12 protein-coding genes and 3 pseudogenes are annotated in these 13,975 nt (G+C 71.8%); 7 read left to right on the top strand and 8 right to left on the bottom strand.

All coding sequences use genetic code 11. From position 1 onward, the window contains the following. Window positions 1-6: 6 nt before the first annotated feature. Entirely contained in the window at window positions 7-2,697 is a 2,691-nt protein-coding gene (mutS, locus tag LRS04_RS06525; RefSeq protein ID WP_257815667.1) for a DNA mismatch repair protein MutS, read from the bottom strand. 220 nt (window positions 2,698-2,917) lie between these two features. Between mutS and LRS04_RS27690 the strand changes: the two genes are divergently transcribed. Then, entirely contained in the window at window positions 2,918-3,325 is a 408-nt protein-coding gene (locus LRS04_RS27690; protein WP_374577124.1) for an N-acetyltransferase family protein, read from the top strand. A 21-nt stretch (window positions 3,326-3,346) separates the two neighbouring features. On the opposite strand, the pseudogene LRS04_RS06530 reads toward LRS04_RS27690, so the two are convergent. Continuing rightward, a pseudogene (locus LRS04_RS06530) lies at window positions 3,347-4,282 on the bottom strand (ABC transporter ATP-binding protein); the annotation flags it as partial. 85 nt (window positions 4,283-4,367) lie between these two features. On the opposite strand from LRS04_RS06530, the gene LRS04_RS06535 reads away from it, so the two are divergent. Beyond that, window positions 4,368-4,673 (top strand): zinc-finger domain-containing protein, encoded by a 306-nt coding sequence (locus LRS04_RS06535; protein ID WP_257815668.1) that lies wholly within the window; start codon window positions 4,368-4,370, stop codon window positions 4,671-4,673. Window positions 4,674-4,675: 2 nt separating this feature from the next. On the opposite strand, the gene LRS04_RS06540 is transcribed toward LRS04_RS06535, so the two are convergent. From LRS04_RS06540 to hrcA, 4 genes and pseudogenes are all read right to left on the bottom strand, one after another. Further along, window positions 4,676-5,248, bottom strand: coding sequence for a histidine phosphatase family protein (locus LRS04_RS06540; RefSeq protein ID WP_257815669.1), 573 nt, complete (start codon window positions 5,246-5,248; stop codon window positions 4,676-4,678). A gap of 10 nt (window positions 5,249-5,258) precedes the next feature. Then, a pseudogene (dnaN, locus tag LRS04_RS06545) lies at window positions 5,259-6,378 on the bottom strand (DNA polymerase III subunit beta). Window positions 6,379-6,673: 295 nt separating this feature from the next. Continuing rightward, window positions 6,674-7,291, bottom strand: coding sequence for a nucleotide exchange factor GrpE (gene grpE / locus LRS04_RS06550; protein WP_257815670.1), 618 nt, complete (start codon window positions 7,289-7,291; stop codon window positions 6,674-6,676). A gap of 16 nt (window positions 7,292-7,307) precedes the next feature. Then, complete coding sequence (gene hrcA, locus LRS04_RS06555; protein ID WP_257815671.1) at window positions 7,308-8,375, bottom strand: heat-inducible transcriptional repressor HrcA; 1,068 nt, start codon at window positions 8,373-8,375, stop codon at window positions 7,308-7,310. 112 nt (window positions 8,376-8,487) lie between these two features. Here hrcA and rph point away from each other — a divergent pair, with 112 nt between their 5' ends. Continuing rightward, window positions 8,488-9,204 carry a ribonuclease PH gene (rph, locus tag LRS04_RS06560; protein WP_257815672.1) on the top strand — a complete coding sequence of 239 codons (717 nt, stop codon included), beginning with the start codon at window positions 8,488-8,490 and terminating at the stop codon, window positions 9,202-9,204. A gap of 445 nt (window positions 9,205-9,649) precedes the next feature. On the opposite strand, the gene LRS04_RS06565 is transcribed toward rph, so the two are convergent. Together LRS04_RS06565 and LRS04_RS06570 are read right to left on the bottom strand one after the other, a co-directional pair. Beyond that, the gene (locus tag LRS04_RS06565) at window positions 9,650-9,886 is read right to left on the bottom strand and encodes a helix-turn-helix transcriptional regulator (RefSeq protein WP_257815673.1); all 237 of its coding nucleotides are present in this window, start codon (window positions 9,884-9,886) and stop codon (window positions 9,650-9,652) included. Between the two features lie 13 nt (window positions 9,887-9,899). Continuing rightward, on the bottom strand, window positions 9,900-10,430 hold the full coding sequence (locus tag LRS04_RS06570; protein WP_257815674.1) for a DUF2975 domain-containing protein: 531 nt from the start codon (window positions 10,428-10,430) through the stop codon (window positions 9,900-9,902). A 386-nt stretch (window positions 10,431-10,816) separates the two neighbouring features. Here LRS04_RS06570 and rdgB point away from each other — a divergent pair, with 386 nt between their 5' ends. The 4 genes and pseudogenes from rdgB (at window position 10,817) to LRS04_RS06590 (ending at window position 13,964) form a co-directional block, all read left to right on the top strand. After that, entirely contained in the window at window positions 10,817-11,410 is a 594-nt protein-coding gene (rdgB, locus tag LRS04_RS06575; RefSeq protein WP_257818998.1) for an RdgB/HAM1 family non-canonical purine NTP pyrophosphatase, read from the top strand. Next, window positions 11,407-12,552, top strand: a complete 1,146-nt coding sequence (hemW, locus tag LRS04_RS06580; RefSeq protein WP_257815676.1) for a radical SAM family heme chaperone HemW — start codon at window positions 11,407-11,409, stop codon at window positions 12,550-12,552. The genes rdgB and hemW overlap by 4 nt, the downstream gene beginning before the upstream one ends. A gap of 159 nt (window positions 12,553-12,711) precedes the next feature. Further along, window positions 12,712-13,579, top strand: a pseudogene (gene rsmI / locus LRS04_RS06585) (16S rRNA (cytidine(1402)-2'-O)-methyltransferase). A 10-nt stretch (window positions 13,580-13,589) separates the two neighbouring features. Beyond that, window positions 13,590-13,964, top strand: a complete 375-nt coding sequence (locus tag LRS04_RS06590) for a YraN family protein (RefSeq protein ID WP_257815677.1) — start codon at window positions 13,590-13,592, stop codon at window positions 13,962-13,964. The last annotated feature ends 11 nt before the right edge of the window (window positions 13,965-13,975 follow it).

The following is a 13,975-nucleotide window of genomic DNA, read 5'->3' on the forward strand; positions in this document are numbered from 1 at the left end:
GAGAAACTACAGCAGCCCCTTGAGCCGGTAGAGGGCGTCCATCGCCTCGCGCGGGCTCATGCCGTCGACGTCCAGAGCCTTCAGCGCATCCTCGACCGCGCTGGGGCCGAAGCGGCCCGTGGCCTCCGGCTCGGCGACGGCGGCGAAGAGCGGCAGGTCGTCGAGTTTGGCGGGGCCAGCCGCCTCGCGTTCGAGGCGCTCCAGAACGTCCTTCGCCCGGGAGACCACGGCGGGCGGCACGCCGGCCAGCTTCGCGACCTGCACGCCGTAGGAGCGGTCGGCGGGGCCCGGGCCGGCCTCGTGCAGGAAGATCAGGTCGCCGTTCCACTCCTTGGCCTTCAGGCTGAGGTTGGCGACATAGGCGAGGCGGCCTTCGAGCACGGCGAGCTCGTGGTAGTGGGTGGCGAACAGCGCCCGGCAGCGGTTCACCTCGTGCAGGGCCTCCGCGCAGGCCCAGGCGATGGCCAGGCCGTCGTAGGTGGCGGTGCCGCGGCCGATCTCGTCGAGGATGACGAGGCTGCGCGGCGTCGCCTGGGTGAGGATGGCGGCGGTTTCCACCATCTCCAGCATGAAGGTCGAGCGGCCGCGGGCCAGGTCGTCGCCGGCGCCCACGCGGCTAAACAGCCGGTCGACGACGCCCAGGCGGAGCTTCTTCGCCGGCACGAAGCAGCCGGACTGGGCGAGCACAGCGAGGATCGCGTTCTGGCGCAGGAAGGTCGACTTACCGGCCATGTTCGGGCCGGTGACGATGGAGAGCCGGGCCGCCACCGCGCCCGCGCCGTCCAGGCGGCAGTCGTTGGGGGTGAAGGGCTCGCCGGCGCGGCGGACGGCCATCTCGACGACCGGATGGCGGGCCGCTTCGGCCTCGAAGGCGGTCGAGCGGTCGACCACCGGACGGCTCGCGCCCACGTCGTCGGCCCATTCGGCGTTGGCCGCGGCCACGTCGAGCGACGCTGCGGCGGCGGCGGCGGCCTGGATGTCGGCGGCGATCCGGCAGGCGGCCTCGCGCCAGGCCTCGAAGGTCTCGACCTCGATGGCGAGCGCCCGCTCGGCGGCCTGGGCGATCTTCGCGTCCAGCTCGGCGAGCTCGACGGTGGTGAAGCGGACCTGATTGGCGAGCGTCTGGCGGTGGATGAAGGTGGCGTTCAGCGGCGCCTGCATCAGCGGCTCGGCGGCCTTGGCCGTGCACTCGACGAAGTAGCCGAGGACGGCGTTGTGGCGGACCTTCAGGGCCACGCCGCTCTCCTCGGCGAGGCGGGCCTCGAGCTGGGCGATGACGCGGCGGCTGTCGTCGCGGAGCGCCCGGGCCTGGTCGAGCTCGGGCCGGACCCCGGGCGCCACATAGCCCCCGTCGCGGGCGAGCGCCGGCAGGTCGGCGCCAAGGCCGGCGCAGAGCAGGTCGCGGTAGGCCAGGAGGTCGGCGTGCAGGTCGGGGTTCAGGGCGGCCAGGGCGCCCGCGATCTCGGCCGGCGGGTTGATCAGCGGATCGCGGGTCTGGGCGAAGAGCGCCACGACCGCCTCGGCGGCGACCAGGCCGTCGCGCAGGCAGCCGAGGTCGCGCGGACCGCCGCGGCCGAGCGCCAGGCGGGAGAGCGCCCGGGCCATGTCGCCCAGGCCCTTGAGCTGTTCGCGCAGGCGCTGACGCTGGCCGCGCTGCTCGCAGAACCAGGCGACCGCGTCGAGCCGGGCGTCGATGGCGGCGGGGTCGAGCAGCGGACGGGCGAGGCGGGCGGCGAGCAGGCGCGCGCCGGGCGCCGTCACAGTCCTGTCGATGGCGGAGAGCAGCGAACCGTCGCGGGCGCCCGACTGGGCCTTCTCGATCTCAAGGCTGGCGCGGGTGGCCGGGTCGATGGCCATGACGTCGGCCTCGCCGGCGCGGCGCGGAGCCGACAGCGCCGGCAGCTTGCCGGCCTGGGTGGTCTCCAGGTGGGCGGCGATCAGGCCGAGGGCGGAGATCTCGGCGCCGGAGAGCTGGCCGAAGCCGTCCAGGGTGTCGACGCCGTAAAGCCGCTTCAGCCGGGCCTCCGAGGCCGAGGGCTCGGCGAGCGCCTGCGGCAGCGGCTGGACGAAGCCGCCGGCCAACTTCAGGGCCGCATTCACCGCCTCGTCGGAGAACAGGCGGTCGGGGACCAGGACCTCGGAGGGGCCCAGGGCGGCGAGCGCCGAGGCGAGGCCGGAGACGCCCGTCGCCAGCACCTCCACCTCGCCGGTGGAGAGCTCGACGGACGCCACGGCGGCGGAACCCGCGCGGACGGCGACGGCGGCCAGGCGGTTGGCGCCGCGGGCGTCGAGCAGACCGTCCTCGGTGAGGGTGCCCGGCGTGACGACCCGCACCACGTCGCGGCGGACCACGGACTTCGACCCGCGCTTCTTGGCCTCGGCCGGGTCCTCGAGCTGTTCGCAGAGCGCCACCTTGAAGCCGGCGCGGACCAGCTTGGCCAGATAGGCCTCCATGGCGTGCGCCGGGACCCCGGCCATGGGGATTGGCTGGCCGGCGTGCTGGCCGCGGGCGGTGAGCGTGATGCCGAGCGCGGCCGAGGCCTTCTGGGCGTCCTCGAAGAACAGCTCGTAGAAGTCGCCCATGCGGAAGAACACCAGCGCGTCCGGCTGGCGGGCCTTGGCCTCGAAGAACTGCGCCATCACCGGCGAAGCGCCGGCGGCGGGATCTGGGACGGCGGTGGGCGATGGGGCGTTCATGGAACGGGCGACGCTAACTTAACGAATCACTAATCGGGAGCCCTTGAACCGTCGCAGGCGAGCGCCAAGCTGTGGATGGATGTCACAGGCCCGCGGCGCGTCGTCTTCCGTCCTGATCTTCCCGCCCGGCCCCGCCGACGCGGAGGCCCTGGCCCACGTACATGTGACGAGCTGGCGCGAGACCTACAGGGGACTGCTGCCGGACGCCTTCCTGGCCCGGATGAGCGTGCCCGGCTTCACCCGGCGCTTCCGCCGGGACCTGACCAGGCCGGACGGGCCCCTGACGCTGGTGGCCGCCGACCGCTTCGGCGTGGTCGGCTATGCCTCGGGCGGACCCTCGCGGCGGGCCGTCGCCGACGAGGCCGAAATCTCGGTGCTCTATGTGCTGGCGTCGTCCCAGGGCCGGGGCGTGGGCCGCGAACTCCTGACCCGCACGGCGCGGGCGCTGCGCGACCAGGGCGCGACGTCCCTGGTGATCTCCGTGCTGCGCGAGAACTTCCACGCGCGTGGCTTCTACGAGCACCTCGGCGGCGAGGCCGAGCCCGCCCGGCGCGAGCCGGGTCCCGGGGGAACGCTGCTCTGGGAGGTCGCGTACCGGTGGGCGGATATCCGGGATGTGACGGGGTAGGCCTAGACCTCCGCCGCCTCGGGGGGCGGCGTAGGTCAGGCTGACGAACACGTCCTCCAGGTCGGGGTCTTCCGTCGAGATGTCCTTGATGTGCAGGCCGGACTGGCGGATCGCGGCCAGGACCTGTTCCACGCTCGACTGGCCGGTGCGATAGCTGACCGAGAAGCCGCCGGCCTTGATGAGCTTCGTTTCGAACCCCGGGAGATCCGGGGCCGCCGTCACCGGCTCCTCGGGCGTCACCAGGACGTGGCGGGTGTCCATGCGGCTGAGCAGCTTCGGCGTCGGCTCGCAGGCGACGACCAGGCCGCGGTTGACGATGGCGATCTGGTCGCAGAGCTCCTGGGCCTCTTCCAGGTAGTGGGTGGTGAGCACGATGGTCACGCCCTGGCGGTTCAGCTCGACGACGTAGTTCCAGAGCTGGCGGCGCAGCTCCACGTCGACGCCGGCGGTGGGCTCGTCGAGGATCAGCACCGGCGGATTGTGGACCATGGCCTTGGCGACCATCAGCCGGCGCTTCATCCCGCCGGAGAGTTGGCGGACGTAGGCCTTCTGCTTGTCGGCGAGGCCGAGCGCGGTCAGCAGCTCGACGGTGCGGCGCTCCTTCGGCGGCACCGCGTACATGCCGGCCGCCACCTCCAGCGCCTCGAACGGGGTGAAGAACGGGTCGGCGGCGATCTCCTGCGGCACCACCCCGATGGCGGCGCGGGCGTCGCGCGGGCGCTCGTCGATGTCGCGGCCCCAGATCTTCACGGTCCCCGAGGTCTTCTTGGTCAGGCCGGCCAGGATGTTGATGAAGGTCGACTTGCCGGCCCCGTTCGGCCCCAGCAGGCCGAAGATCGAGCCGCGCGGAATGGCGAGGTCGATCCCCTTCAGCGCCCGCATCTCGGGCGTCGTCTTGGTGGCGGCATAGGTCTTGATGAGGCCTTTCGCCTCGATCGCGTACTCGGGGAGATCCATAACCATCCAGTCGATTGACGGCGAAAGCCGTGGTCCAGTAGCTAAGCGCGCGCCGCGCTCGCGGCAATGAGAGGTTCTCCGTTCCATGGCCCGCATCCCGTCGAAGCCGAAAGCCGCCCGCGCCCAGAAGCGGGTCGAGCCCGCGCCGGCCAAGCCCGCCCTGACCCCGCCCGGCCCCGCGCCGGAGGTGATCACGGTGCGGTCCAAGCGCGTCGCCTGCGACGGCGTCGGCGGTGCGCTGGGCCATCCGCGGGTCTATCTGGAGATGGGCGAGGCCGACTTCGTGGAGTGCCCCTACTGCGACCGCCGCTTCCAGCTCGCGGCCGGCGTCGAGGGCCTGGAGAGCGAACAGCTCGCCCCCGGCGTCTACGAAGGCTCCCACGGGCACTGAGGCTACCGGGGCGCGATCGGCTTCCAGCCTGACGTGACCGCGCGGGTCTCGCGGTCGAAGGTCCAGTAGCAGCCGGCGAACGGCTGGTCGTAGGTCCGGCTGATCGGCGCGCCGGAGAGCTTGCAGAGCAGGAGCGCGCTCACCCCGCCGTGGCCGACGATGGCCACGTCGCCGGGCGGCGAGGCGGCGAGGCAGCGCTCGACCGCCGCGGCCATCCGGGCTTGCGCGTCCACCGCCCGCTCCCACCCGCGGATGCTGACCTCAGGCGCGGCGAAGAAGGCGTCGGCCGTGGCCTCGAACTCGGGCGGCGGCAGGTAGCCGGTGGCGCTGCGGTCGTTCTCGTGCAGGTCCGCGTCGACGCGGGCGATGAGCGACAGCGCCGCCGAGAGGATGGCGGCGGACTCCAGGGCCTTGGTCTCGCCGCTGCTCCACAGGGCGGCGAGCTTCGCCACCGCGGGCGAGCCGGCGAAGGCCTGCATCCGGTCGACGCCGACCTCGCTCAGGCCCCAGAGCGGCACGGGGACGGCCGGGTCCTGCACGACCTCCGGGTGGGTGACGACGAAGACGGTCGCCACGCCCGGACCCTTAGACGCGCAGCGGCATCAGGATGTAGCGGACGTCGGCGTCGCCCGGGTCGAGCACCAGGGCCGGGTCGTTCGGGCCGCCGAACCGGAGCTCGGCGGTGTCGCCCGAGATCTGGTCGGTGATGTCCAGCAGGTAGCGGGCGTTGAAGGAGAGCTCGAAGGGCTCGCCGTCGTACTCGATCTCCAGCTCCTCGACCGCCTGGCCGGCTTCCATGTTGCGGACGGTCAGCACCACGCGGCCGCTCTCGATGGCCATGCGGACCGAGCGGCTCTTCTCGGCCGAGATGGTCGCCACGCGGTCGACCGCCTGGGCGAACAGCTTGGCGTCGACCATGACCGTGCGATTGTTGTCCTTGGGGATGACGCGCGCGTAGTCGGGGAAGTTGCCGTCGATGACCTTGGAGGTCAGGGCCGCGCCGTTCAGCTCGAAACGCACCTTCTGGGGGGCTGAGCTGCAGGTCGACGTTCTCGCCGGCGTCGTCGAGCAGGCGCCGGGCCTCGTTGATCGTCTTGCGGGGCACGATGACGCCCGGCATGCCCGCGGCGCCTTCCGGAGCCGGCATCTCGGCGAGCGCCAGGCGCGAGCCGTCGGTGGCCACGGCGCGCAGCTTCTGGACCCCGCCCTCGGTGACCGTGTGGACGTAGAGGCCGTTCAGGTAGTAGCGCGTCTCCTCGGCGGAAATCGCGAACCGGGTCTTGTCGATCAGGCGGATCAGGTCGGTGACGTCGACGGTCATCTGGGCCGACAGCCCGTCGGAGCTCATCACCGGGAAGTCGCCGGCCGGCAGGACGGGCAGGTTGAAGCGCGAGCGGCCGGCGGCCACCGTCAGGCGGGGATCCTCGCCGGTGAACGACAGGGAGACGTCGGCGCCCTCGGGCAGCTTCCGTACAATCTCGTAAAGTGTATGGGCCGGTGCGGTGATCTGGCCCGGCTGGTCCACCTGGGCGAGGGCCTCGTCGATGATCTCCATGTCGAGGTCGGTGGCCGAGAAGGTCAGCCGGTCGCGTTCGGCCGACAGCAGCACGTTCGACAGGATGGGGATGGTGTTGCGCCGCTCCACGGCGCTCTGCACATGCCCCAGCGCCTTTAGGAGCGCCGCGCGCTCGATCGTCAGCTTCATGCCTTGGTCCCGGACCTCATTGCGCCAAGGGCGAACCGACGCCCCGCGCCCCCGATTAGGAAGGGACCTGCGACATTAGCCATTTTCGTTGGCCGGGGAAGAGGGCCGGCGCGGGTCGGCGCGGGTCTTTTGGATGTGCTGCGCAAAGGTCCTCCCTCCCTTAATGGGGAGGGTGGACGGCGCGCAGCGCCGGACGGGTGGGGAAGCGTGGGTCAGACACTGATTCAGCGCTGGAGCGTGACTCCCCCCACCCCGCTCGCCTCCGGCGAGTCGACCCTCCCCATTAAGGGAGGGATCAGGCCCGCGTATCCACCGCGCCGCCGCCCTGGGCGGGGTCCTCGCCCGCCGCATAGGCGCCGCCGGACGGCGCCGGGCCGGCGGCCGCGCCCTTGGCCGCCACGACGACGGTGGCCGGACGGACCAGGCGGCCCAGCAGTTCGTAGCCCGGCTGCATCAGGGTCAGCACCGCGCCCGGCGCCACGCCGCCCTCGGCGGGGCCTTCGGAAACGGCCTGGTGCTTGTGCGGGTCGAACTTGTCGCCCGGCTTCGGCGCGATCTGCTTCAGCCCGTTCCGCTCGAAGGCGCCCAGCAGCTCCTTCTCGGTCATCTGCACGCCGACCACGAAGTTCTTCACCACGCTGTCGGACTGGTCGGCCGGCGCATGGTTGGTGGCCATGGCCAGGTAGTCGGCGACCTTCAGCAGGTCGCCCGCGAACTTCTGGATGGCGTAGGCGCGCGCGTCGTTGGCCTCGCGCTCGACCCGGCGCCGGGTGTTCTCCATGTCGGCGGCGTAGCGCAGCACCTGCTCGCGCAGGCCCGCGGCCTCGGCCTTGAGGGCGGCCAGCTCGGCGGCGTCCCCGTCGGCGAAGTCGAAGGCTGCGTTCTCGTCGGCCGGCTTGTTGTCTTCGGACATCTCTCGAATTCGACCCTTAAGCGTTCATCACCTGGCCAAGCACGCGGGCGGTGTAGTCCACCAACGGAATGACCCGGGCATAGTTCAGTCGCGCGGGGCCGATGACGCCGATGGCGCCGACCACGCGCTGGGAGCCCGTCATATAGGGCGCCGCGATCACGGCGGAACCCGAAAGCGAGAACAGACGCGTCTCCGCGCCGATGAAGATGCGCACGCCCTGGCCGTCGCGCACCCCGTCGAGGAGCTGGATGAGCTGTTCCTTGTGCTCCAGGTCCTCGAAGAGCGAACGGACGCGCTCCAGGTCGTCGGCCGCCTCGCGGGCTTCCAGCAGGTTGGCGCGGCCGCGCACGATCAGGGCCCGGTCGTCGCCCTCCCCGCCGCCCCAGGCGGCCAGGCCGTCCTCCACCAGGCGGGCGGCGGTCACATCGAGCTCGCGGCGCGCGCGGTCGAGGTCCTGGCGCAGGTCGGCCTTGGCCTCCACGAGGGTGCGGCCGCGCAGGCGGGCGTTCAGGAAGTTGGCGGCCTCGGTCAGCGCCGAAGGGGTGACCCCGGCCGGCAGGCGGATCAGCCGGTTCTCCACCGTGCCGTCCTCGAAGACCATGATGGCCAGGGTCCGCTCGACGCCCAGCGAGACGAACTCCACGTGCTTGACGCCCGCGTCGCGGATCGGGGTGACGACCACGCCCGCCCCGCCGGCCAGGCCCGAGAGGATGGCGGACGCCTCGTTCAGCGCCTCCTCGTAGTTGCGGCCGTGCGCCCGCAGGCGGGCCTCGATGGAGCGGCGCTCCTCCGCGGCGACGTCGCCGATCTCCATCAGGCCGTCGACGAAGAGGCGCAGGCCCGCATGGGTCGGCAGCCGCCCGGCGCTGATGTGCGGCGCGCCCAGCAGGCCGAGCTGGGTCAGGTCCTGCATGGTGTTGCGGATCGAGGCGGGCGACAGGGTGACGCCGCTCTTGGAGAGGGTGCGCGAGCCGACCGGTTCCCCGGTCTCCAGATAGCTCTCGACGATACGGCGGAAGATATCCCGCGCGCGCTCGTCCAGTTCGGCGAGGGAGGGGCCGCGGGCCAGGAAGGGACTACTCACCTTAGCTTGTCACCGGGTCTCTGGACGCACCATGGACGGAGCCTTGCCGATCTAGGATAAGCGCGGCCTCTGTCGGCGCAAGGCGCCCAAACCCTCCGGAGTTCCCCCGCCCATGCGTCCGTCCGAGCGCGCCCCCGACCTGCTGCGGCCCGTCACCATCGAAACGGGGGTGAACCGCTATGCGGAAGGCTCGTGCCTGATCAGCTTCGGCCACACCAGGGTGCTGATCACCGCCAGCCTGGAGGAGAGCGTGCCGCCGTTCCTGCGCGGCCGGGGCCAGGGCTGGGTGACGGCGGAGTACGGGATGCTGCCGCGCGCCACCCACACCCGCGGCCGGCGCGAGGCGGCGCAGGGCAAGCAGTCGGGCCGCACCCAGGAGATCCAGCGACTGATCGGCCGCTCGATGCGCGCCGTGGTGGACATGAAGGCGCTGGGCGAGCGGCAGATCAGCCTCGACTGCGACGTGATCCAGGCCGATGGCGGCACGCGCACGGCGGCGATCACCGGCGCCTGGGTCGCGCTCAGGCTGGCCACCCGCTACCTGCTGGAGGAAGGGCTGATCACCCAGGACCCGATCCTCGACCAGGTGGCGGCGATCTCGTGCGGGGTGTTCAAGGGCGTGCCGGTGCTGGACCTCGACTACGAGGAGGACAGCAATGCGGAGGCGGATTCCAACTTCGTGCTGACCGGCCGGGGCGACATCGTCGAGATCCAGGCGACCGGCGAGAAGCGGGGTTTCTCGGAAGGCGAATTCGAGGCGCTGTTCAGCCTGGCCCGCAAGGGGATCGGCGAACTTGTCGTGATGCAGAAGGAAGCGACGGGCGGCTGAACCCAGCCGCCCGCGTTCAGCTTTGCCTTAGAAGCCGCCGAACAGGCCGCGGACCGCCTGGGGCGGAAGGCGGCCGAGCTCGCGCGCCAGCGGCGCGAACATGGCGTCCAGGAAGCGTTCGATCTTGGCCAGCATGGCGTCGACACTCCTCTTGCTGCAAAGCGGCGAGCCCGCGATGCTGCAGTGCATATAGGAATGGCGAATTCATCGCGCAAGGAATTGCGCTGCCGAGGGGCGAAGCGTCGCACTAGGGGCGGGTGCGGTGCAGCATTCCCTCACCCATCCCTCCCCTTCAGGGGAGGGGCAGGCCGCGAAGGCGGCCAGGGTGGGGAAGTGTGGGCCAGACCCGGCCTCAGGATTTGAACGCGACTCCCCCACCCGGATCGCTGCGCGATCTTTCCCTCCCCTGAAGGGGAGGGATGAGACCTCTTGCCGGGGTGGAGCGCTACCCCTCCTCCTCGTCCGGGCCGTCGTCGGGTCCCGGCTCGTAGAGCAGCAGGTCGCCGGGCTGGCAGTCGAGCTCGCGGCAGAGGGCGGCCAGGGTGGAGAAGCGGACGGCGCGGGCCTTGCCGGTCTTGAGGATCGACAGGTTGGCGATGGTCACGCCGACGCGGTCGGCGAGCTCGGTGAGGGACATGCGCCGTTCGAGCAGGACGCGGTCCAGATGTACGCGGATCGGCATTTGGAAAGGCGTCCTAGATCGTCAGCTCGGCTTCGCGGCGCAGGCGTGCGCCCTCGCGGAACACCTCGGCGAGCACGAAGACGACGAGGACGGAGAACCAGGCGGTGAGGCTGAAGTTGGGCTCGTTGCGGATGACGTCGGCCAGCAGCCACTGGGAGACGCCCCAGACGGCGTAGCGGCCGAGCTCGAGGCCCGCCAGGATCAGGCCGATGAACCGCAGCCGCGGCACGTTGTCGGGATGGAACGGGTCGCCCGCGGTGAGGGTGGCGAAGATCCGGCGCAGCGACCAGACGATCGCCAGGATGCCGGAAAGGTAGAGCGCGCCGGCGGCCAGACCTCCGGCCACCACGGGCACGGGGTCGTCGATGGCGCCGTAGTCGCCGTTCAGTTTCAGGCTGCGCAGGAACTCGGGGTTGAAGCCCATCAGGAGCGCCAGGAACGCCAGCACGACCACCGCGGCCACGCCGACCCAGAGCGCGGCGTAGACGACATCCAGGATGATCTTCAGGAAGCTCGAGACCGAGCCTGGACCCAACGCGCGCATCTGCACCCCTCCGACGCCGAAACCCGGCCGGGCTCTTCGGTCCGGCGCGGGTCGGGCGAACCCCATGTCTTCCGCGACCCTATTAGATCGCGGGCGCCGGCGGCGACAGCCGCGAGCGGGGTGACGGCCAGCGCCATGAAGAACACCAGGGCGTAGCGGTCGAAGGTCGACATCATCGAGGCAAGCATTTCACATCTCCGGTCTTGCTGCGGTGCAGCGTGGCGGGCCGGACAATTCCGCGTCCCGATGTGAATAACGATATGGCCGCATCGTTTCTCGATCAAATGAATATCGAGTAACGATATTAAACTTTCGCAATGCAACAGCCGGGCGCGGCGCTTATGGTCCGCCCGCCTGCAAGCTGAAGGAGCCACAGCCCATGCCCCCTGACCCTCGAGCCCGGCCAGCGGCTGGTGGTCGCCACTCACAACCCCGGCAAGGTGCGCGAACTGGCCGAGATCCTGGAGAACCGTTTCGAGCTGGTGACGGCGGGCGAGATGGGCTTGAGCGAACCCGACGAGACCGAGAGCACCTTCGTCGGCAATGCGCTGCTGAAGGCGCGCGCGGCGGCGGACGCCACGGGGTTCGTCGCCATCGCCGACGACAGCGGAATCTCGGTGGCCGCCCTCGACGGCCAGCCGGGGATCTATTCAGCCCGCTGGGCCGGACCCGACAAGGACTTCACCGTCGCCATGAAGAAGGTCGAGGAGCGGCTGGAGGAGGCCGGCGCCGAGGACTTCTCGGCCTGGTTCACCAGCGCCCTGGCGGTGGCCTGGCCGAACGGGCCGGCGGTGGTGGTCGAGGGCCGGATCGACGGGACGCTGGTCTTCCCGCCCCGGGGCGACAAGGGCTTCGGCTATGACCCGATCTTCCAGCCGGAGGGCCACGGGCAAACCTTCGGCGAGATGGAGGCCCTGCAGAAGGACGGCATGAGCCACCGGGCCCGCGCCTTCGCCAAGCTGAAGGCGGCGCTCTTGTGACACCGACGCCCGCGCCGCTCGGGGTCTATGTCCACTGGCCCTACTGCGCGAAGATCTGCCCCTACTGCGACTTCAACGTCTATCGCGACCGCGGTCGGACGGACGAGCAGGCGCAGCTCGCCCGCGCCATCGTCGCCGACCTCGAGGCGCAAAGGGCGCTGACCGGGCCGCGGGACCTGGTCTCGGTGTTCTTCGGCGGCGGCACGCCGTCGCTGATGGCCCCCTGGGCGGCGGAGATCGTCGCGGCGGCGAAACGGCTCTGGACGCCGGCCGCCGACCTGGAGGTCAGCCTGGAGGCCAATCCGACCGACGCGGAGACCGAGCGGTTCTCAGGCTTCGCGGCCGCCGGCGTGAACCGCCTCTCGCTCGGCCTGCAGGCGCTCGACGACGCGGCGCTGGGCTTCCTCGGCCGCAACCACGACGCCGGCCAGGCGATCCGGGCGGCGGAGACCGCGGCCCGGCTGTTTCCCCGTCTCTCGGTGGACCTGATCTATGCCCGGCCCGGCCAGGCGCCCGACGCCTGGGCCGAGGAGCTGGCCCGGGCCGTCGGCCTGGGCGCCGAGCACGTCTCGCCCTACCAGCTCACCGTCGAGGAAGGCACCGCCTTCGACCGGGCGGTGAAGCGCGGGCGGATCGCGCCGGCCGGCGAGGACGCGGGCGCGGCGCTGTTCGAGACCACGCAAGGCACGCTGGAGGGCCTGGGCTTCGACGCCTACGAGGTCTCCAACCACGCCCGCGGCGAGGCGGCCCGCTCGCGGCACAACCTCGTCTACTGGCGGGGCCAGGACTACGTCGGCGTCGGCCCCGGCGCGCACGGGCGGATCACGCGGGCGGGCGCCCGCGAGGCGACGGTCGGGGCCATGCGGCCCGGGGACTACATCCGAACGGTGGGCGAGACGGGGTTCGGGTTCGCGACGCGGGAGATGCTGAGCCCGGAGGACGCGGCGGCGGAGCGGCTGCTGTCGGGCCTGCGGATCGACGCCGGCGTCGGGCGGGACGAGGTCGCGGTGCTGGACCTCGACCCGGCGAAGATCGCGGGGCTCGTGGAGCTGGGCCTGCTGGCCGACGATCCCGAGCGCATCCGGGCCACGCGGGCCGGCCGGCTGGTGCTGGATGCGGTGACGCGGGAGCTCCTCACCTAAGGCCCAGGGCCCTCTCCCTACCCTCTCCCTCTCGGGCTTCGCCCGGGGGAGAGGAGGTGATGGCCCGAGCGCCTCAGCTCCACGCCTCTCCCCCGCGAAGCGGAGAGGGAGAGGGCCAGGGGCTTGCGTTTGCCTCGCCGACCGGCGAACCCTCCGCCCATGGGCCGCCATCTTCCGACGCCGCAACTGGACGACGCGCCGCTGGCGCCGGGGCTCTATGTGGTGGCCACGCCGATCGGCAACCTGCGCGACATCACGCTGCGCGCCCTCGACGTGCTGAACGCCGCCGACCTGGTGCTGGCCGAGGACACCCGGGTCTCCGGCAAGCTGCTCTCGGCCTTCGGGCTGAAGGCGCAGCTCCTCCGCTACGACGAACATGTGGCCGACCAGGCGGGGCCGCGCGTCCTGGCGGCGCTGGCCGAGGGCCAGCGGGTGGCGATCGTGTCAGACGCGGGCACGCCGCTGGTCTCCGACCCGGGCTTCCGGCTGGTCCGCGAGGCGGCGGCGGCGGGGCACAAGGTGTTCCCGATCCCCGGGGCCTCGGCCCTGCTGGCCGGCCTGAGCGTCGCGGGCCTGCCCACCGACCGCTTCCTGTTCGCGGGCTTCCCGCCGCCGAAGAGCGCCGCCCGGCGGACCTTCCTGGAGGAGCTGGCCGGCATTCGGGCCACGCTCGTCTTCTTCGAGGGCGGCTCCAGGCTCGCCGACAGCCTCGCCGACATGGCCGCGGTGCTGGGCGACCGGGGAGGCGGTGATCTGCCGGGAGCTGACCAAGCTCTACGAGACGGTGACGCGGGGCAGCCTGTCCGAGCTGGCCGCCAACCCCGCCTTCGAGGCTCCGAAGGGCGAGCTGGTGGTGCTGGTCGGGCCCGGCCGCGAGACCGAGGCGACGGCGGCGGACGCCGACGCGGCGCTGGTCGACGCCCTGAAGCGGCTGAAGCCCGCCGACGCCGCCGGGGAGGTGGCCAAGGCCCTGGGCCTGCCGCGCCGCGACCTCTACCGGCGCGCCATGGAGCTTCGGGCCCGGTGAGGGTCGAGGCGTGAGCGGAGCCCGCCAGGCGCGAGGGGCTGCAGCCCGGCTCTCCGGCCGCCGCAGCGAGGTGATCGCCGCCGGCTGGCTGATGCTCAAGGGCTACCGCATCCTGGGCTTCCGGCTGCGGACCCGCATCGCCGAGATGGACCTCGTGGCGCTCCGGGGGCGGACGCTGGCGATCGTCGAGGTGAAGCGCCGCGCCAATCTCGCCGACGCCCTGGAGACCGTGACCTTCGACCAGCGCGACCGTCTGCGGCGCGCCGGCGCTCAACTGGCCGCCAGCCGGCCGGCCTTGAGGGATGCGACGGTTCGTCTCGATCTGGTGGCGCTCGCACCCCGCCGGCTTCCCATGCATATTCCCGACGCTTGGAAAGGCGCCTGACGGGGGCGCCC

This window comes from Phenylobacterium sp. J367, assembly GCF_024699985.1.
GTDB lineage: Bacteria > Pseudomonadota > Alphaproteobacteria > Caulobacterales > Caulobacteraceae > Phenylobacterium.

Bases quoted from the DNA above. Each gene is read 5' to 3' on its own strand.
- mutS (WP_257815667.1), bottom strand. From the start codon at position 2,697: ATGAACGCCCCATCGCCCACCGCCGTCCCAGATCCCGCCGCCGGCGCT.
- LRS04_RS27690 (WP_374577124.1), top strand. From the start codon at position 2,918: ATGAGCGTGCCCGGCTTCACCCGGCGCTTCCGCCGGGACCTGACCAGG.
- LRS04_RS06535 (WP_257815668.1), top strand. From the start codon at position 4,368: ATGGCCCGCATCCCGTCGAAGCCGAAAGCCGCCCGCGCCCAGAAGCGG.
- grpE (WP_257815670.1), bottom strand. From the start codon at position 7,291: ATGTCCGAAGACAACAAGCCGGCCGACGAGAACGCAGCCTTCGACTTC.
- rph (WP_257815672.1), top strand. From the start codon at position 8,488: ATGCGTCCGTCCGAGCGCGCCCCCGACCTGCTGCGGCCCGTCACCATC.
- LRS04_RS06565 (WP_257815673.1), bottom strand. From the start codon at position 9,886: ATGCCGATCCGCGTACATCTGGACCGCGTCCTGCTCGAACGGCGCATG.
- LRS04_RS06570 (WP_257815674.1), bottom strand. From the start codon at position 10,430: ATGCGCGCGTTGGGTCCAGGCTCGGTCTCGAGCTTCCTGAAGATCATC.